This window comes from Pseudoalteromonas luteoviolacea NCIMB 1944 (assembly GCF_001625565.1).
GTDB lineage: Bacteria > Pseudomonadota > Gammaproteobacteria > Enterobacterales > Alteromonadaceae > Pseudoalteromonas > Pseudoalteromonas luteoviolacea_F.
Genome location: NZ_AUXS01000064.1, coordinates 343,201 through 362,634, shown reverse-complemented (window position 1 = coordinate 362,634; position 19,434 = coordinate 343,201). Strand labels below are relative to the sequence as shown.

Genomic DNA, 19,434 nt, shown 5'->3' with positions numbered 1-19,434 from the left:
GTGTGAACACTGTAGACATTGAGGTGCACACTGATAACACTGTGCACAGAAATTCACAGCACAAGGGGTGCAGGTATCACATTTGGTGATATGTGCACACTGCTGGCAATGTGCCTTTTGTTCCGCTTGACATAAAGCGCAAAAATTCACAATGCAGGGGTAGCAGGTGTCACAATGAGTAACAGGACCGCACTGTTGACAGAAGTTAACAATACAAGGGTAGCAAGTATCGCATTTGGTGATATGTGTACATTGCTGACATTGTAAGTTTTGACCCTGCTGACACAGGGCACAGAAATTAACAATGCAGGGGTAACAAGTGACACAGTTAGCGACAGGCTCACATGTTACGCACTTGTAGTTGGCATCACATTGAACGCAGGCAACACAAGGTGTCGGAGGGCCTAAAGGTTGATAGCTAGTTCCAACTGGTGCGCAAGTAGCACATAGTGCAGTTGTGCACGGCGCACATAGAATTGTAGGGGTGTAACAAGGGGCACACGGTGTACAGTAATAACATACGGCACAGTCTACGATCCTTGGCGGGTTACAACATGCTTCTAGCGCTCTGACTTTAGAAGTGAGCTCCGTTACTTGTAATTGGAGTTCTTTTATTGCTTGTTCGCTCATATTACTTTCCTTAAAGTTTCATTTAATTGACTTATTTGGTACCGCGTACCAAAAACGACTTTGGTTTGTTGCTTGCCGAATGTATTTCACAGGTGGCAATCATCATGTCTTGAGCAGACATATTCGTCACATTGCAATAACGTCTTTATTGCACTTTAAATAGTGTGTTGGCAGTGATGTGTGGAAACTTATAGCGGCTGCGTTTACTCTGGTCCTTACCATTTGCCAAACTAAAGTCCAAAGTAATATCTTGGGTGTATTGCAGCATATCTAGACCATTGGACAATCGCTGTAGCCAAAGAGTGGTTTTGAATCGAGGGACATCTGAATGTGCTTTCATAAATGGTGTATTGGCAATGTCGCCATCTGTATCGGTATCGACATCTAGCACAGTGGTGTCGATCACACCTATGTCTTGTTGATATAGGCTATCTAAGGCAACTTGCAGTACAATATTGGGGTTAACATTAGGGTTTTCTGGAATATCAGAACCATATGGGGCTTTGAAGCTATTACCACCGGCAGTTGGTAAGGCATTGGCAACAGGAATGCTTGGCGCACCTCTAAAGCAGTCGTGATGGCCAATAGCTAAAATAGAGTTACCATGCGGAATTGAAACCTGTTTTACAATAGTTCGATCTTGCTCTTGTTCTGGTAGGGGGTTGGGGGTATCTGGAACCCATGGCTCTTTGTTCAGCGTACCTTGCCCTTGAGGCGCAATCACTTGATGTAGCCAGCTACCATTTTCGGCATGCACAAGTGTATCTTTTTCAGGGCCATCGGCGAAAAATACCCGCTGTGAATAAAAAATGCTGTAAGCATCTTGCTCATAATTGCCTGCTCGGTTGGCTACTTTGCCCTGAATAGCACTAAATGTCATGACTTCGTAATAAGGGAAGTTTTTTAAGATAAAGCCATTGGGGGCGTTATCTTGCGGGATGGGCATGACATTAAACCCTCCATAACGGGTACTGACCCAAGTACCAATTAGCCCAGCTATGGGTCCGAGCTTTTCAAGAATGTCACACCTGTGATCGCCGCCACCAGCTGCAATCAGTGGTACATTAAAATCTGGGACAAACTGTGGTTGCTGTGGGTTAGTTGCTTTATCTGTACAGTGATCAAACTGCTGAGGAATACAGGTGGCGCAACGCAAAATGGTATTGGGCCTACTTGCTGCAGAACATTGTTTATTAAGGTCTTCAAATGCAGATTGAAGTTGCGCGATTTCAACTTGTAATTGCGCAATAGGATCTTGCTTGCTCATGGTTTACTTTCCTTGCTGTGCATAAATTAACGGTTGATTAATTATTCGGCTGGTTTTTAAGTGTATCAGCAAGTTTCTTTTAGTTTATTACATGCTATTACACAGAAATACGTGCATTTCATTAGGTGGTGGGGGTGATTAATTCCGGAATTGATTGTTATCTTCTACTTGTAACGATAAGCTTTGGGCATAACAGTGCGAACTGTATATCCTTTGTTAGCTTTTCATTGCATTGGCAACAGTCGCCCATATCGACAATGATGTAAGTGATTTTTCCAAGTCTTCCAATTCGATTATAAATAACTTTAATTTCAAGTTGTTGACTGTAATTTTGTTGAAGCTCTCCAGACCATCATAACTGCATCGCTTTTATTGCCAATTAAAAGAGGGAACGAGGCTAAATTGAAGACAGGCTCATATTTAATGTTTAATCAAACAGTCATCCCAGTCAAAGTGACGCAATTAACCCTCAGAAAAATATACTTATATAAATATTTTTTTCATTTTGCACTAAAGGGAAAGGTTCGCTTTTAATGTCATATAAATTGGGGGAGCGCTATAGGTAATATAAAAAAATAAAGGAGCAAAAATATGACTTATGCACGCGTCTTACTGTTAGCACTTTTAGGAATGTCGACTCCGTCGATGGCAACAAGTAATGTAAAACTGCCACTACCTGTGATTGCAGAAACCCATGACATTGAGCAGCATTCTATCGCAGTTAAAGGAAGTAGGATGACTTACTTAGAGCAAGGTGAAGGCAAAGCAGTGGTTTTTGTTCATGGTAACCCAACATCATCTTATTCATGGCGTAACGTAATGCCTTATATTTCTGATACACATAGAGCCATTGCTGTTGATCTTATCGGCATGGGAGATTCGGGCAAGCCAGACATAGAGTACACATTTAAACAACAATATCAGTACTTCAGCCGTTTTATAAATAGGCTTGATGTTGAGGAAGTGACTTTGGTTGGCCATGACTGGGGCGCAGCGATTGCATGGCTTTATGCGAAAAAGAATCCAGATAAAGTGGACGGGCTTGCATTTATGGAAGGCGTCTTACCTCCGCAATTTCCCGCTGAAAGTTATGAAGAACTCGGCCCTGTCGCTGATTTTTTTAGAACACTGAGAGATCCTGTTGTCGGGCCAATGTTGATCATTGATCAAAATATGTGGATTGAACAAGCCTTGCCTGCTTCTGTTAATCGCACACTGGGCGAACATGCGATGGAAGCTTATCGTTCACCGTATCTTGTTCCTGAATCTAGAAAACCGTTACTTGCTTGGCCAAATCAACTACCAATTGCGCGTGAACCGGCTCAATCCGACCGCTTAATGCGCGGTATTAAACGCTTTATGCGCAAAACGGATATGCCGACTTTATATATTTATGGCTCCCCCAGTGTTGAGAGTTCGCCTCAAATTTTACAGTGGTATATTGAAAATATTGATGAGTTAGAGACCGCTTATGTTGGGCAAGGGTTGCATTATCTTCCAGAAGATCAGCCAGACGCGATAGGTCGGGCTCTTGATGATTGGCTACGCAGGTTAAATGATTAACGCCGCCTGTAATTCAATTTATTATGCACTTAGCCTTTGTTAACCAAAGGCTATTTTTCTAATCACTACCAAATATTCTTACTTTGTTACTGGTTATTACAACAAAGGCATACGCAAAACGTTTTCTTCTTTTTGAAACTATATACGTTAAATATTAGAAACCGTCACCTTTGTAACCTTTTACTTTCCTTTATTGTAGGTTAGTGTGTTGAGCTTATATCCTCTCATTAATTATAAAGGGATTAACGTGATAGCAGAGTCACTCAAAATACTATACATTGTTTCAGCTGCTTACGTTGTGTTTGTAACTATTGCACTGGTATTGATCCAGGGTCGATTAGCGGCGGAACAAAAGATCGCGTTATTTATTTTTTGGTTGCTACTTTCTACGCCTATGCTGGAATACATAGGTCTAGCTTTTAATTATATGCCGTACCCATTTATCGCATTTGTGCATTCATCTTTGCTTTTACTTGGTCCTGCAATGTACTTTTATATAACGTATAAACCAGAAACGCATTTTGATTTTGCTAAGTCGCTGCTCCACCTGTTCCCATTTGTGATCTTTTACACAGGAAGGTTGGTGGAACCAAAAGAGATCCCGACACTTTTAGCCTTACTGTATTGCCTGCATGTTCTCTTTTATCAATTTTTGTTGGTTAAAACGACTTGGTTCTGTAAAGGTGAAACTTTGAAAAAGCGCACTGAGCATTTGATCAGTCAAAAAGCGATTGCGGTGTTTTTTCTGGTAGTTTCTAGTGCCTATTTTGCTCAAGTAACACTGCACAAAATGGGGTCTGATTACTTACGCTTACTTTGGGACCTTAGCAATGCACTGACCTTTATATATATTCTAATGCTCTCTAAAGGGTTTATAGACACTGTTAAAATAAAGCAGGCAAAGCCAACCAGAGTACTAGAGCTTGCACCAGAACTGGCGAACCGACAAAAAAAACTATTGTTCGATTTATTTGAAAAAGAACAGCTTCACTTGAATAATGAGCTGTCGTTAAACTGCTTGGCCAAAGAACTGGATTTGACGAATCATCAAACATCCGAGTTACTTAATGACCATTTAGGTACCAACTTTTATGAGCTCGTTAATAAATACCGGGTTCAAGCAGCCGCGCAAATGCTAAAGATCGCTTGTAAGAAAACAAAAGTGTCAGAGCTTTATTTAGACGCCGGGTTTAACAACAAAAATACCTTTTATCGCGAGTTTAAAAAAACCTTTGATATGTCTCCTGGTGAATTCAAAACGAGATATAGCGAGGTTGAAAAGCATTGAGCTATAAATTGAGTTTCACATGTAAATATAAAGCACTTCACAGACTAGGATACACACAAGCCTGGTTATCTCTTGGGGTTATTACAGAAGAGTATCTTGTATCTCAATATGAAGAAATTGAATCTTCAGAAGATAAAAACGCAGAGCACTATCGAAATAGTGGGTTTTGCGACTTTTTAAGCGCTAAAAATTCATTAACTGATAATGAAGTAGCCGGTATTTTTGATTTAACAGACAATGGGCCTGACAAATGCGATCTAAGCGAAAATCGTATTATTCAGCTGATAGACTCTAATATTCTGACTGATGCTCAACTCAATTGGATTACTAAATACCCGGAAGTGTCAGAAAGGCCGATTCAGAAAAGGTACTTAAGAGAACTGCTTACTCGTAAAATTGAAAAAAGCTCCATCAGCGATTGTTTTGAAGAAATAAAGGCATGTGAAGATAGCCACATCCAAAAATACATTATTGGCCGAAGTGATCTAAAGTCTGAACATGTAAATTGGCTATCCGAACACGGCAGTAACAAAAAGCTTAGGAATATTGCTAAGCAGTTACTGAACAGCAAAAGGTTCAAGTAAAGTGCTTAATATGCTGCTAGCGGCTGCTCAACTTTCGTTCCTACATCGAGGCAAGTTATCGCTTAACGTTAGGCGTCACAGATGAATATTATGAATAAGCTAAATGTTTTGCACTTAGACGGCAGCGCGGGGTTAACGATGGGCATGCTGTTGTTTCTCTTACAAGATTGGGTTGCCAGCCTGTATCGCTTACCTGATCCTACAGTTCATTTTTTGGCAACTGCAAATGTTTGTTATGGTGTATATGCTCTAACGCTTGCTTTTTCTAATAGGAGAAATTCTGCATCTATCTCTTTATTGGTAACGGCAAATATCATATGGGCGGTGGTATGTGTCGCAATCGTTTTGCATTATTTCCAAACTGCAAGTCTTATTGGTCTAGCGTTTATATGTATGGAGGGTATATTTGTGATTGTTTTAGCGTTTTTTGAGTGGAAAAGTAGACGCGAGCTGTTGGAGATTTGTCATGTTACATAAGTTATATTTGCCATATAGCTCGTCCCTTTGCTCGCAAGTCATACTCTTGGACTTGTATAAATGAAATCCAACCTTAAATTCTTCAATTATAACCAAGCCTAATGTACCTATATCAAGACATTGAGATTTAAGGGATGTGCATTGAAAATAATCGACTTTCCCTTTGTGCGGGGCTGCTAGAGCTTGGCTGCGCTGCAATTCATAAACCTGTCCTGCCTTCTTATGAATTGTTGTATCTCAACTCAGAATCAACTAGTGCTCAATGTATCAACAGCCAATAAGCTTGATATTGTTATTATATAGATAACCTCACTGTTACGTGTGTTTATAGGTTCGATAGTTCGTACTTGACGGGACAACGGAATAGCGACAATATTAATTTAAATATCCAATAGCTAAGATGGCATTTTTCGGGGGACCACTGAAGATGTGGTTGCCGTCAAAAAAGCTAGAACGTGCTTGTGACTTAGTGTCTGCTCGTAATAACCTGACTATATTACACCGGGTATACTAGCGAATGTCCCATAAGGAGGATGAGTGTATCTATTAATCTTAATACTATTGTTATCCATGTCCTTTAATGTATTCGCTAATAAAGAGAATACTTATAACGAGTTGACTGCTGCACTTGAGACTATTCGTATCAAAAATGATATTCCCTCTATGTCTGTAGCAATTATAACTTCTGGTGAAGTAACTTATATAAAAGGTTTCGGGTTTCTTGATGAAGAGAAGAAAACAGCAACGAACTCAAAATCGCTGTACCGTATAGCTTCAGTTTCAAAGCTATTTACTGCGCAAGCTATCATGCAACTCGTAGAAAACAAGAAAATAGATTTAAATGACAAGGTCGGTCGGTATTTGCCAAGCTTTGCACAAAGCAATATTACGATTAAACAGCTACTTACTCATTCTTCAGGTTTAAGTGACAAAGTCAAACCAGTAAATTTTGAAAAGCATAGAACGGTAAGTTCATACTTGGATATAGTCAAAAAATCGTCACTGATAAATGTAGAAAATAAAAATTTCGAATATAGTGATACTAATTATAATATCTTAGGTGCGCTCATCAGTACTGTTTCTGGAGAAAGTTATGAACAGTACGTACACACGAAAATTTTAATGCCTGCCAAAATGGATAAAAGTGGCTACTTCAATGGCAAAAATTCATACCTTTTTGAGTCTAAACCCACATATAAAGGTAAGTTAATAGATAAGTCAAAGCAGAGGCCTTATGATCCATCATTTAACCCAAGTGAAGGGTTAATTTCAAGTGCTCATGATTTAAGCCTGTGGCTTGTATTGACACTTACAGAAGAGCAGTCCATTTTGCAAAAGCAAACATACAAAGAGATGTTGCGGCCTCAAGTGAAAACTTCATGGGGGGAGATATATATGGGGTTGGGTTGGCAAGTGTATAAAAGTTCAGATGTTCAAATCGCCAGACATCCAGGTAGTATCCGAGGCTATAAATCACTTATTCTTACTTACCCCGATAGTAAAAATGCGTTGATCCTACTTACTAATTCAAGTAATACTCCACGCTGGGACATTGCAAAATCTATTACAAAGCATTTAAAGGAGAATGCCAAGTGGTAGGTGAATGTACAAGCGGTTTAACAATTGCAAAATCGAGTTTTTTTAATTAGGTCGTCGGAAATTTAGTCAACCTTGAAGAAATTATCAAATACTTGGTTAAGTGTTTAAAGTCGGTAAAGATTGCATAGATTGAACAGCTAGTCATATGCAAGAGTATGCAAAAAGCGTTTTTTATCAGAGGGTGTTGTGTTTAAAGTAATTATTTTAACTATTTTAATAAGTCTATATTCTAATTTTGTTTCTGCAAAAGGGCAATTATCTGGTTCATGGAGTTGTAGTATCACAACTGAAACTGAGCTCCCTAGTAAGATGGACACATCATTCTTATTTATCGTCGATAAAGATGAAACTAGGTTCACTCGTCGTGGCCATATAGTGGTGCCAACAGGAATAAGTGAAATCCCAAAAATAGAATTGAAAACAGTTGAAGCTGGTTCGCTTTTTGTTGACGGTGTGAACATGAAAGTTGTACCAAACAATGTGAGTTTAGAAGTTGTAAAAGGTAAGGAAATATTTGGTGCTGCAGCTGTAGAGGAATTTAAAAAACATCTCTTAAGTGAAGAAGTTGGCGTTATTATAAATCAAGCTAAAGATTCATTCGAATTTACCGTAGAAGAAGGCAGGCAAACAAATCATTGTGTAAGAGAAGTTAAGGCATAACACAAAACTGAGAGTCCGCTTATTGCTCTAAGCGGACGTTTAATTTAAAAGTGGCTACTAACTTACTTTTCCTCTAGAGAAAATTTTTGTGCTTTAAACGAAACCTCAAAGGCATCTGTAGTAAAAACATAATTCCCACAGTCATCTCCAACTAAACCCAGAAAGCTTGAAAGATAATCGCCGACACTATCATCAAAGTATACTATCTCAACGTCTGCTAATTCATCGAAAAAGAGAATATAAGCAACTTTTTCAGAATCTGGTGATTCTCCTAGAGATGCGACAATGTAGCCGTTTACCACATCTAGGTTCATACCAATCAGCCAAAATGCATTGGATGCAGCGCCTATTTTTATGTCTTTCATCGTTTTATTATCTCATATATATTTTGATTTCTAACAGTTTCGCAACGAGTGAAAACAACGAACTACTTTAAATTGAACTTTTTCGCCTGTACTGTGGGTCTCTTTTCCCGGCTCATGGGGAATTTGCTGACCATCTGGTCCGTATCTATCCCTAACTTTTTTACCATTAGGATTATTTTTCTGGGGTCTCTTAGGCCCAGTTCTCACAATTTCACCATTTGGTCTCACCCAAACTTGACTACCATCTTCATGATCCCATTGTTGGTATCCGCCTTTGGTCGTTTTAGTTTTCCCAAATCCATTGTCACCCAAAACATCTTCTGCCACTTCGCCACTTAATCCTGTCAAATCGGGGAGTCCTTGAGAGGCATTTTCAGAAGACTCATTCAAAACTACGGCCGTCGCAACTCCAGCTGCAACTCCAACTTTATACGCTTTATAAGCTTTGTGAGCAGCATTTGCAACTTGGGCCACGCATATGCCAAACCCTAAAGGTCCTGCTACACAATGGGCGGCTTTTCCATCTGGGTCTATATATTTATAAGGGTTATTTTTAGCGTATACATATCTATTAAAGCCTTGTATTCCCTGTATGCTATTTAAGTGTCCCAGTGCTCCGATCGGATCATTCGAGTAGAAGCGACCTATGACTGGATCATAGTATCGTGCCTGCAAATAGTTTAAACCGAGGTTTTCGTCAAACTCATGGCCCGTGTACCCAATAGTATCTCTAGCCCCTTCTATACTTTCACCGAAAGGTCGATAATGTTGTCTACTGTTGGCTAAGGAAACAGTTGGTACGTTGCCGTACTTTGCAATCAACTTGGTGCCTAAATAAATATAGTTAATACCATTTCCAGTGAGTGCACCTGTTTGGTTGAATAAAAGTCGGCCGCTTTGATTAAATATGCTGTATTCGGTTTTACCGCTTTCTACTTTTTTGACTCTACGATTAAAACCATCATATAAATAATTATTACCATTCGCTGTTGTTACTTGGTTTGCATCATTAAAGCTTAATGAGTATTTCCCATTGTTTGTGATATTTCCTCTGCTGTCATAGCTGATGTTGTTATATTTACCACTTACTCCTGAAACAGAGGTGAGTCGATTGTTATCTGCATTGTAGGTATATGCAAGACTTCTGTTTTTACTTGAATAGCTTGTAATATTGCCCAGCACATCATAATCGATATCACTATTGCCTATTTTACTACCAGCGGTTACTTTGGTGAGTCTATCAACACCATCATATTGCATGCTTGTTATAGAATAGCCTGAATCAATGCCATTTAATATAGATTTAACGTTTCCATTATTATCGAAGCTATATGTTAAATCTAAAGCATTATTACCCGTCTTTAAATCAGTTATCCTTTTAGGTAAGTTACTATCCGTGTATAGCTCTAGGTTATGTTTTACGCCATTGCTGAACTCATAGCTCTTAGCCATACCATTGGGGTAATAATTTACATTTTTAATAAAGCTCTGCTGCAGTATGTTGTTACTATTATAAGCGGCGACCGACTGTGCCTCGCCGTATGCGTTTGGCATATATTTAACTTTTGATCCATCTGGATAAGTAATAGCATTAATGTTTGCCACAGAATCATAATCATATTGCAGTGAGATAGGAGTCTGATCAGAGATGGTTATAATCTCAGTTTCTATCAAGTTCTTGTTATTATATGTATAAATTTGAGTAACATTAGACTTAATGAGTGCGGTTAAATTTCCATTATTGTCATACCCCTGTTCTAGATCTAAAGCCGTTCCTGAGTAGTTAGTCTTATGTAGTAAACCTAAATTATTATAGGTGAAGTGTACACTTCCTGCGGGAGCAGACGTTAAACATGCATTATAACTAGTGCCTTCTTTCTTCCATGCTAATTGGCCTAGTGCATTGTACTTCATGACAGTGTTACCAACATCTGCTCGCTTTATTAAGCATAGTTGTTTGTTTGAGTCATATATACGAGTTTCTGTTTGTTTTAAAACTTTATTTGCTGAACTTGCAGAATAAACGTTGCTTGGGTTAATAACACGAGGATCATGACAACCCAGAGGGTCTATAATGTCACAAATTGGTGGATCTGGCTCAACTCCACCATCGTCACCACCTCCATTGCCACCTCCGTTTCCCCCACCTGAGTTTGTTGGCGCTTCATTAGATTGAGTAATCGATTTAATAAAGCCACCCACGTCTCTTTGTAAAGTTGTTAAAATCGACTCAGGTGAGGCAACTTGTATAACATTCTTATAATTGGGCCCGTGATAGCTGAGGAAAGTTTTAGTCGTTTTATTACCTTTGCCATCAGTCTCTTCCATTCTATGACCTGACAAATAGCGATAGTAAATTGTTCCTAAGCCAGATTGATCAGTTCTGATACGGCGATTTAAAAAATCGTAATGATAACTTGTACCAATAGTTTCTGTTTGACTGTCACTCATTATTGATTCAAATGCCAGACGCCCAAATTTATCATAGCTAAAGACTTTGTAACGTGTATTGTTAAGTGCTGTTGGGTATTTTAAATCTCGATATTTTTTCAGAATAATTTGACCATATGCATTATATGTCTCTTCAATTTGTAGCTCGGAGTTTGCAGCACAACCAGACATCGAGTTGTTTAATGTACAATGCGTTATTGTCTTCTTATTATTTGTATCATCCCAACTATAAAGGGTCCCTAGCCATGTACGCCCATAATTCGTATCATTCTCTGTATTCTCAGAAACCAGCCTCCCTAATTTGTCATATTTGTATTGAGACTTAGTACCTTTTTTATCGGTGTACTCTAGAATATTACCAAATGAATCCGCTGACATTACCTCTTGGACAGTACTATCAGAAGTGGCTTTGTATGAAGTAGTTGTCCTTGGTACGTTCGCGTTGTAATCTGCACTGTAAGTAGTTGTTATTTTTCCGCTACCAGATAAGCGGTAGTGATTCAGCGTTTTACTTTTGAACGCCCCCTTTGAGCTGCCTGTTGCATGATAAGAATAACTTTCTTTCAGTTGTCCAAAGCTATATTTATGTTTAATGTCTAGCGTATTTGGGTCAAGGGTAAATTGAGTCTCTGCAACATAACCACTATCACTGCTTGAATATTCCTTTTTACTAAGGCTATTTATTATCCAATTAGTTTTATTGTGAGAGTACGAATTTTTTGTATACTTGGTAGCACCAGAAAAAACTTGTGAATCAATTCGATTTGCAGGCAAAATTGCAGAGCTTGAAAAGACTTCTTTTTGCTTTGTTAAGCCGCTATATCTACCATATGTCAAATAATCAGTGAAAAACGTATCGTAACCGTCGTTTACCTTATAACTCGTATATTCTTTTGATTTACGCGAGCTTAAGCAATAACGAGGGGAAACTGTAAAGTATGGACCTAAAAGTTGCTTGTAACACCCGCTACTACCAAGGTAATAATGCTCCCATTGAGTTTCTCTTTTGGCGAGTAATTCGCCTTCTTCCCACCGTTTTCTAAGCACCCAACCTACATTTAAGTAAGGACCTTTATATATTTCCTGTTTGTATATTCGAGCACCGTAATCGGCTGGAGAATGAATATAGTTGACTTTAGTCAAAGCGTGTGAGTTACCATCTACGTCATACTCATAAGAGATCGACATATGACCTTCTAAGCCTGGATAATTTACTTCTGGCGAAGTTAAGGTATATTGAAAACGTCTTTCTTGAATATTTGGCCCAGTAATCTTTTTAGAGCTTACAGTAAGGCTATTTCTACTGTCCTCCCAATAGCCTTGATATGTATACTCAACTTTCAAATCAGAAGGAAAAGTAATACTAGCGATAGAAGTTAATGCACCGCTAAAAGCACCGGTATGAGTGAAGGTGGTGGTCCGCTGCTCAGGGTCAACAACTGTACTTATCTCACCCTTAGGATTAAAATTAAATGTGGTTATATAGGTTTCATTATCATTATCAACAATCACTTGCTTAGTCTGAGAGCTATTAACTTCTCTTACTTGAACTCCGTTAAAGTTAATATTCTGTTGAGTTAAATCAATTTTTAAACCATATTTATCTTCTATAGAAACAGGGCTCCACGAATATTGATTGCTACGTACAGTTTTCCGAGTTCCAAATTTGATTTTTGTTCCATCATTAAAAACAATCACAGGCTTGGATGATTCACATTTTAATACGGTGTGATCATGGAATAATGCAAGTGTGCCTGAAGGCATATCACTGCTGTTAAACCCTAAGGGTTTCGACCGTTGCGGTAAGCCTAAGCCGAGTTGATTGAATTCAAGACCTGATAAACTACCTAAACAGCCAAAGGTTCTAGCCGTCCTGTTTCCTCCGGTAACTGCGGTTCCCGTCAATGATACCCCGAGTCTATGGCCATTAAACTTTTTAAAGATATTTACTGCACCGCCTTTAAAACCTTTCACTTCATATCCGACAGAAAGGGTACTTCCATTTGCAGCTGGGATCGTTTTTATGTTAAATGAGTGAGTTAGCTTTAAATCCTGAATACTTATACTTTCAGAAGGTAAATCGCTATAGTAACTTTTAAATACAGAAGAAAAGTCACTGCTGTCCTCGCCACTACCATTACCAGGTAAGTGACCCGTATCCGCTAACAACGAACTTGAAGCTAAAAAAAAGGCTACCGAACTAACTTTCTTTATTATTTTCATAATTTAACTACTCTTGGGTCTCTGCAACTGGGCTGCCTAACAAATCTGTGTGAATGAAAGTCACTTTTTTTCTAGGTGCAAAACTAATTGAAGCTTGGCCTGTGTTTTTACATGTATTTATGTTGCAGGCAATGACCCTGAATTCATAGTTACCACTTAACTTACTAAGAAGAAACTTGTTCTCATTCACAACAAATAGGTCGACCCACTGGCCTTGACTATTTAAAACTTGAATTTGGTATTTACTGGCATGCTCGATATCTGCCCAAGTCACGTACGTAACGCCAGAAACAATATTCGTGTTGAAATTCGTGGCCGGAGGAAAAGGTACCGAAGGTATAAATGGAATCACAAAAAATATGCCACCATTTGAAATAGGTATCCATGTGGTTTGTGCTTTCACTATTAAGGGAAAGTTAAGAAGTAACACCAGTAAAGTTATTATGTTTTTTTTCATTTACAAGCTCCATACAGAAAAATGCAAATATACAACAAGGTAAGGGTAATTAACTTCCTTGTTAACAATTAGGGGTTCATTAATATGCTTTTTATAAACAAATTGCTTGGAAGTAGAAAGATCACCTTGATTGTCGAACGGCCCTGATGCTCAAATATGCCCCTAGAGGCGACTTTTTGCAGATGTAAGGAATACGCAAAAACTGTTGATTGCATTAACTATCTTGAAATTGACATGAATTTCAGTGTATTGGTTTTTAAAATGCGGTTTGAGAACCGTTATCTGATTTAAACGATACGCTCCCGTTGAGGTCAGTGAACGTTCTCGATATTCAGGCTCTTCCTTTTATTACTCAAAATTAGATTGGTGCGTTAATGACATTATTTCATGGGATTTTAAGCCAGTATTGCCAGCCGCTCTGTCAATGTTTCGATGTATTGGACAAAGTAAATCACCTATTACTTTGCTAACATATACAATCAATCACTGACAGCATGCTCTAACAATATGATATCTATCAGCACCTTGGGTTAGGTTTGGCTTATACTAAGTTTATCTGGCCCTGTATTGTCGATATGCTAACTTAGTTGGAGCCGATGATGAGATAAATGAGGCAACCTGTCTAAAGCAGTAGGGTTTTGCGCTGAAGGCAGAGTATTTTGTGTGATATATGGTTGAAGTGAGCAAGTTCAGGCCAATCTATTAGATAGCGGAGGGGAAATGGGCCAACAGCAAGTGTATGGGGCGAATGCCTTTTGTAAAGATGCTATATCGAATTGGTCTGTAGTTGAGCCCGAGCTTCTAGAGTGGCAAGACGAAGTACATAATTGCTTGGCGATTCTAGCTGATGGATTAAGAAACCAAACTATAAGTGCTACCGAGGTTTTTTGTTTTCTAGAATCTGTGCTAAGTCTTACAGATGTTTGCCCAGAAATTGAGAATGCAATCGCGATATCATTCATCGAATACAGTGAACTAGAGACATTAGGGCTATCAACAAAAGTCACCCCGTCGGTTAAAGACGTTCTGAAAAAGCAGTACGAGTGTTGGCAAAAAATACATAATGGGGCGTATATATGGAGTACCTAATAGTTGCGAGCTTGGTTCTCAGCCCATGTATTGTATAGCTTGGTTGAAGAGGCAATGGCGGAATTCAAGTTCGATAGAGCCAAATATCAGGTTGCTCATTCAAAAATCAGTTTTTTCTCGCTGTATTGGTTTTAATTACAGGTGTTTTAGATTTCTTACTGGGCTTGTATTTTATTTTGGTTGGTATCACAACTTTGATATCCATATTTTTTTGGATACACAAAGGTGGCTTGCCACAAGCCTATTTACGCGCAAGAGAAGCTGAAGTTGTCGAAGTAAGTGATACTGACATCAAAGTTTGTAATAAGTTGACTGGCTATAGCGCAATCAAGAGCTTAACTGAAATTAAAAGAGCTAAGTACAGAAACTACTTTGGCTTTGAAGTTGTCATTATTGAGTTTGATAACCAAGAGCGTTTTGCGCTTATATGTTATAAGAATTCAAAACAGTTAGAGAGCTTATTAAATAAAAAGGATTAATAAAAAAGCTGTATGTATAGATAGAACCCGTTGAGTGTTATTTGCGGCTTTTCAGATTGTTGCGCATTTAATACAGTAGCATTGAAGCCACCACGATTACTCAGTCGAACACGCCCGCCTTAACTGTTTTTTAATCCATGATCTTTAGATTTTAATTAGAGCGAATTGCTTAGCGCAAGGTATGTTATGGATTCATTGTGCTGGAATTCACTACCGCTACTACTTTAAGCGTCATAGCAAGCCTGATCTTATTAATTGTAATTGAATATACCCCCGGTATAGGTCCAGCCAAAAGTAGGAGGTATGTGATATGAATTTTCATTGTTTTATTTTAATAAGGAGATGGTTTGGTTGAAATTTAATCTTTAAAGTTAATTTATTTGTTAAATTTGTTGTGTTTTTTGGTGTTATTAAGTTAAATAAGGTGCCGCAATCAAATCAACTCTGAATACATGCGGCATATATAATAATAAAGGATTTAACAAATGAAAAAATTAATACCGATACTGCCGGCATTGCTTGCAGTGCCTATGCTATCTCATTCGGCAACATGGGATGTATTGCACAAATGGCATGTTCCTTCAAAAGACGAGCAAACACAGGATGTTGTGTGGAACTCGCGATTGAATAGAACCGTGGTGTTTAGACAAGTAGACAATACTTCTACAGTTTCCCTTTGGTCTATGAGCGGAAACAATGATTACTCTCTAAATAAAACCTCAGCAGTCAAACAAGGTTGGGATTATGCTGATGGTCACTATTTTGCGTTCTCAAATAAAATCCAAGCATTTCATGACTGTACTCACTCTCCTTGTGCCACAGGGCAAATGCATGCGGACAGAATATTCAACTTAGTTCAGCCAACTCGCTCTACTGGCAATATTAAGATTGATACAAATGGGCAGTCATTTTCTGGCTGGCACACTTGGGCAGGTGCAACGGATGGAAATCACGCTGTTACAGTATCATTTCCAAATTTACAAAGTGGTAGTTATCAGTCAAATACTAAAAACTACTTACATGTATTTATTTACCCATTCAACACTAAATCGTTAAATTCAAATAGCAGCACAATACAGCCTATCAGTGCGTTTAAGGTTCCGACTCAATATAGTCGCAATCAATATGTGCAAGGCGCCGAAATTGCAAATGGCAAAGTGTATGTTCAGCTAGGTGGTCTGCACAATTATGACAATGATTACAAAAACGTCATTTTAGAATTTACGATGGATGGTCAATATATTCAAACACATGAGTTTGAAGCGAAAAAGCCAATCAATACGGGAAGCACAGAATCTAGCTACCCAAGCTACCTTCACGTCGAATATGAAGGCTTGATGGAAAAGCACGGTAAAATTTATTCACAAGTGTACTACCAGTATGGCTGGACATCTAAAACAACAAAAAGCTTAGTGTATGAAGCCATTGACTCTAATCGAAACCTTTCAACCAGAGTTAGATTTGTGAATAAAGCTAAACCATATGGGTCAGCAGACGACAAAAAAGTGTGTATTGACGGTGAAGGTTCAACAACGAGAGCTTGGAAAGACCAAAATGTTCAGTCATTTTTCTGTGATGGTGGACCAGATCAAGTATTTGAACTTTGGCGAAATGGCAGACCTTTGGGTGAACGAGAGATTGGTAAAACGGGCAAAGTGCCACAGTATGATACTTCTGGCAATGAGCTCTGGTTTGAACTTCGTCCAACCTATATTGTGGAAGGTAAAAGCGCACCAAGCTTATGCTTAGATGCATCGGGTTATTCTGGTGGTAAAAAGGCCAATGTACAATTCTGGGATTGTCAAAATCGACCTGACCAACAATGGCAAATGAAAACTGATGGTAGACTGGTCAATAAGCAGCAGGGCATGTGTCTCGATATTAAAGGCTATGATGGTAAATCAAACGTCAATATCCAGCTTTACCCATGTGATTACCACTTGGATCAACACTGGACGACAGAAATAACCTACCTATAAAGAGTTAGCTTTATTGTAACTTACCGCATTGCCCAGTTTTTTTAGCTGGGCAATTTTATCTCTACTTGCCACTTATTTTTCCCTTTGTGAAAAGCTAATTTACTTAAGGTGATTTGCTACAGTGGCAACCAATAAACCGTTCATAACCCGGTGATCGTTAATAGCTATTGACGTGATACACACTTGCTTAATTTTTAACTTTTGGTTGTTGCAAAAATCCGTTGAGCCATAAGTTAACGTTTGACCGGGAAAAGCGGGACTTTGTCTGATTCCTTTGACATTACTGCAAGAATAATTAAGTCTAATTAAAAGTGAACACTCGAACATCGACAGTTATAACAAATGCGAGTAGATACTTTATTTTCTCTTTTTTGTGAGAGCTTCATGCTGCATTGAAAGCGAAAAAGCAATTTTTTGGCACCTATTTGATAGCATGAAAATCAACGCATACGGTAATACAGCGATGTTTTATACGTTAGTTTACCTAATATAACCACCTATAAATTGGTAAGGAAATTAAAATGATAAAATTACTTTCTGTGGCTGTTGCTGCTCTAACATTCGTTGCATCTACAGTGAGCCATGCAGAGCCTAGTACAGGCAAAGAATATCAGGCTGTTGTCGAAACGGCTTATAATTACTTTAATGGCGCCGCAAATGGAGATCAAAAGCTGCTTGCTAAAGCATTTGATCAAGAGTTTGGACATGTAAAAATGATTACAAAAAGCAAAGAAACAGGAAAAGAAAGCATCAAATCGGTGCCGTTAGACGAGTTTTCGGGTTACTTCAAAAAAGCGACTAAAGACAAGTGGGAAGCTAATATTTTGTCCGTTGATATTGTTGACGATCAAATGGCTATGGTAAAACTTGATTTTCATACACCTAAAACACATTACATTGATTATTTAGTCATGTACAAACGCCAAAACCAATGGCGTATCATCAATAAAACGTTTGTTGCAAAGAAAAAACAGCAATAATGAGCTGATTTGCGATGAACTATGGCGCCAAATGTTCACTTTGAACTGTCTGTTGGCGCTTTCCAAATCGTTTCACTTTTAAGCAATGACTTTTATATCTCAGCTACCTTCCTCATATAACTAAGGCAAGAATTTAATAGGCCTCACTAAATCGTGAATGTTTTAAATTTATATAATGAAAATATCATGAATTTATAGCTATATATAAATCGGTTTCATATTAATTATTTAATTTCTCCAGTGGTGTTAATTTTAAAAATGTAATGTGTTTTAATGTTGCCCTTGCGTGATTTATTAAATGTCAATAAGTGGCGTTTTTCTAAAAGCTATAAATCATTGTGGTTTTTATTTTTATATTATTTTAAGAGGTGGTTATGAAGTACTTAGGAATTTTAACTCTGGCTATGGCACCGTTTTTCTCTCAAGCTGGCTATGAAATCAAAGGCGCAACGATTACTAAAGTAAGCTTAAGTAATCATTCTGCACCTGGCGTAGTTTTTATCCGAGCAGAGGGTGGTACTGAGATTGATCCAAAGCATTCATGTGCAGCAACAAGTTGGAGCTTTGCACATAAAGTCGAAGATAATGAAATTAGCAGATCAATATATTCAATGCTACTTACTGCAAAAGCGACTAACGCGAAAGTTAATCTGATAGGATCTGGAGATTGTAGAATCGGTTATGGCGTAGAGACTCTCTTTACAATTGCATTTGAAGACTAGCGCTTTTAGCCTGTGCATTTCGAGCATTGCTTAATGTGGCTGGCCGTGATGTAACTGAGCAAAACATCATCTTAGAGATGAAAATGAGTATAGCGATGTCGCTATGCTCTTTTAGCTTACCAAACATAGTTATATTAGCTTGTTGTATGTCTAGAGGCTATTGGCAAACCACTTTCACAGGCTTCTGTATTGCGTTTATTTTCCTTATTTACTGCTATTTCGGGCGTTCTAAAGTAAACCATGGTAGTATCTCCCGTTTTGATTTCTGAATGTATCCGTAACACATGTGCGTATTGTGCAAAGTAATCAAGGTCGATTGGCATAGATGTTATGGAGCGAAAAGGTAGATAGTTTGTGGTTGAGTTAAGTACTTTTGATATTTGGTTTTATGTGTTTATCGGTATTGTTATGTCACTGGGTGGTTTCTTTATCTTTCACTACTATCAAATGTGGGCCAAACGGCAATTAGAAAACCTTGACTCGTCACTGGTTCGTGCTTCTGGACTGATTTTGTTTGCTTCGTTTGGCATTACGTTAACGGGAATGCTTATTATATATGTGTTTGGCTATATGTTGATATCTATTCACTTCAAGTGATGTTTAATAAACTTAATGTGTTAT

General features: G+C 38.2%; 16 protein-coding genes. 12 read left to right on the top strand and 4 right to left on the bottom strand.

Annotated elements, in window-relative coordinates; translation table 11 throughout:
• Positions 1-775: 775 nt before the first annotated feature.
• Entirely contained in the window at positions 776-1,897 is a 1,122-nt protein-coding gene (locus N483_RS22360) for a heme-binding protein (protein WP_023398047.1), read from the bottom strand.
• A gap of 591 nt (positions 1,898-2,488) precedes the next feature.
• Between N483_RS22360 and N483_RS22355 the strand changes: the two genes are divergently transcribed.
• The 6 genes from N483_RS22355 (at position 2,489) to N483_RS22330 (ending at position 8,068) form a co-directional block, all read left to right on the top strand.
• The gene (locus tag N483_RS22355) at positions 2,489-3,460 is read left to right on the top strand and encodes a haloalkane dehalogenase (RefSeq protein WP_023398046.1); all 972 of its coding nucleotides are present in this window, start codon (positions 2,489-2,491) and stop codon (positions 3,458-3,460) included.
• 247 nt (positions 3,461-3,707) lie between these two features.
• A complete protein-coding gene (locus N483_RS22350; protein WP_036975157.1) occupies positions 3,708-4,748 on the top strand; it encodes an AraC family transcriptional regulator in 1,041 nt (346 codons plus the stop codon).
• Positions 4,745-5,332: a hypothetical protein gene (locus N483_RS22345; RefSeq protein WP_023398044.1), complete on the top strand. Its 588-nt coding sequence runs from the start codon at positions 4,745-4,747 to the stop codon at positions 5,330-5,332. The genes N483_RS22350 and N483_RS22345 overlap by 4 nt, the downstream gene beginning before the upstream one ends.
• An 81-nt stretch (positions 5,333-5,413) precedes the next feature.
• Positions 5,414-5,809 carry a hypothetical protein gene (locus N483_RS22340; protein ID WP_023398043.1) on the top strand — a complete coding sequence of 132 codons (396 nt, stop codon included), beginning with the start codon at positions 5,414-5,416 and terminating at the stop codon, positions 5,807-5,809.
• A gap of 537 nt (positions 5,810-6,346) precedes the next feature.
• On the top strand, positions 6,347-7,408 hold the full coding sequence (locus tag N483_RS22335; RefSeq protein WP_023398042.1) for a serine hydrolase domain-containing protein: 1,062 nt from the start codon (positions 6,347-6,349) through the stop codon (positions 7,406-7,408).
• 186 nt (positions 7,409-7,594) lie between these two features.
• Positions 7,595-8,068 carry a hypothetical protein gene (locus tag N483_RS22330; protein ID WP_023398041.1) on the top strand — a complete coding sequence of 158 codons (474 nt, stop codon included), beginning with the start codon at positions 7,595-7,597 and terminating at the stop codon, positions 8,066-8,068.
• A 62-nt stretch (positions 8,069-8,130) separates the two neighbouring features.
• Here the strand turns inward: N483_RS22330 and N483_RS22325 are convergent, their stop codons facing one another.
• The 3 genes from N483_RS22325 to N483_RS22315 are packed head-to-tail and all read right to left on the bottom strand — an operon-like array spanning position 8,131 to position 13,564.
• Complete coding sequence (locus N483_RS22325; protein ID WP_023398040.1) at positions 8,131-8,433, bottom strand: hypothetical protein; 303 nt, start codon at positions 8,431-8,433, stop codon at positions 8,131-8,133.
• 30 nt (positions 8,434-8,463) lie between these two features.
• Positions 8,464-13,107, bottom strand: a complete 4,644-nt coding sequence (locus N483_RS22320) for an RHS repeat domain-containing protein (RefSeq protein WP_023398039.1) — start codon at positions 13,105-13,107, stop codon at positions 8,464-8,466.
• Positions 13,108-13,114: 7 nt separating this feature from the next.
• Positions 13,115-13,564: a hypothetical protein gene (locus N483_RS22315; RefSeq protein WP_023398038.1), complete on the bottom strand. Its 450-nt coding sequence runs from the start codon at positions 13,562-13,564 to the stop codon at positions 13,115-13,117.
• A gap of 720 nt (positions 13,565-14,284) precedes the next feature.
• Here N483_RS22315 and N483_RS22310 point away from each other — a divergent pair.
• From N483_RS22310 to N483_RS22285, 6 genes are all read left to right on the top strand, one after another.
• Positions 14,285-14,653, top strand: a complete 369-nt coding sequence (locus tag N483_RS22310; protein WP_023398037.1) for a hypothetical protein — start codon at positions 14,285-14,287, stop codon at positions 14,651-14,653.
• A gap of 194 nt (positions 14,654-14,847) precedes the next feature.
• Positions 14,848-15,132 (top strand): hypothetical protein, encoded by a 285-nt coding sequence (locus N483_RS22305; RefSeq protein WP_155250719.1) that lies wholly within the window; start codon positions 14,848-14,850, stop codon positions 15,130-15,132.
• A 485-nt stretch (positions 15,133-15,617) separates the two neighbouring features.
• Positions 15,618-17,111: an RICIN domain-containing protein gene (locus N483_RS22300; RefSeq protein WP_023398035.1), complete on the top strand. Its 1,494-nt coding sequence runs from the start codon at positions 15,618-15,620 to the stop codon at positions 17,109-17,111.
• A 521-nt stretch (positions 17,112-17,632) separates the two neighbouring features.
• Positions 17,633-18,091 (top strand): nuclear transport factor 2 family protein, encoded by a 459-nt coding sequence (locus N483_RS22295; RefSeq protein ID WP_023398034.1) that lies wholly within the window; start codon positions 17,633-17,635, stop codon positions 18,089-18,091.
• 374 nt (positions 18,092-18,465) lie between these two features.
• A complete protein-coding gene (locus tag N483_RS22290; RefSeq protein ID WP_023398033.1) occupies positions 18,466-18,813 on the top strand; it encodes a DUF5992 family protein in 348 nt (115 codons plus the stop codon).
• Positions 18,814-19,167: 354 nt separating this feature from the next.
• A complete protein-coding gene (locus N483_RS22285) occupies positions 19,168-19,410 on the top strand; it encodes a hypothetical protein (protein ID WP_023398032.1) in 243 nt (80 codons plus the stop codon).
• The last annotated feature ends 24 nt before the right edge of the window (positions 19,411-19,434 follow it).